We start from the raw sequence: 591 nt of genomic DNA, 5'->3' as shown, positions 1-591 counted from the left end.
AGTCCAAGGGATGACTCATCTTGGGGCTCGCTTCCCGCTTAGATGCTTTCAGCGGTTATCGATTCCGAACATAGCTACCGGGCAATGCCATTGGCATGACAACCCGAACACCAGCGGTTCGTTCACTCCGGTCCTCTCGTACTAGGAGCAACTCCCCTCAATCATCCAACGCCCACGGCAGATAGGGACCGAACTGTCTCACGACGTTCTGAACCCAGCTCGCGTACCACTTTAAATGGCGAACAGCCATACCCTTGGGACCGACTTCAGCCCCAGGATGTGATGAGCCGACATCGAGGTGCCAAACACCGCCGTCGATATGAACTCTTGGGCGGTATCAGCCTGTTATCCCCGGAGTACCTTTTATCCGTTGAGCGATGGCCCTTCCATTCAGAACCACCGGATCACTATGACCTACTTTCGTACCTGCTCGACGTGTCTGTCTCGCAGTTAAGCTGGCTTATGCCATTGCACTAACCGTACGATGTCCGACCGTACTTAGCCAACCTTCGTGCTCCTCCGTTACTCTTTGGGAGGAGACCGCCCCAGTCAAACTACCCACCAGGCACTGTCCTTAACCCCGATTAGGGG

At 55.0% G+C, this 591-nt stretch carries 1 rRNA gene; it reads right to left on the bottom strand.

Annotation, left to right across the window (positions count from 1 at the left end):
• Positions 1-591: ribosomal RNA gene (locus L2713_RS20490) — 23S ribosomal RNA — on the bottom strand; the annotation flags it as partial.

It is taken from the genome of Shewanella seohaensis (assembly GCF_023283775.1).
Lineage (GTDB): Bacteria > Pseudomonadota > Gammaproteobacteria > Enterobacterales > Shewanellaceae > Shewanella > Shewanella seohaensis.
Note: the sequence above shows the minus strand (reverse complement) of the source record. Positions and strands in the feature narration are given on the sequence as shown.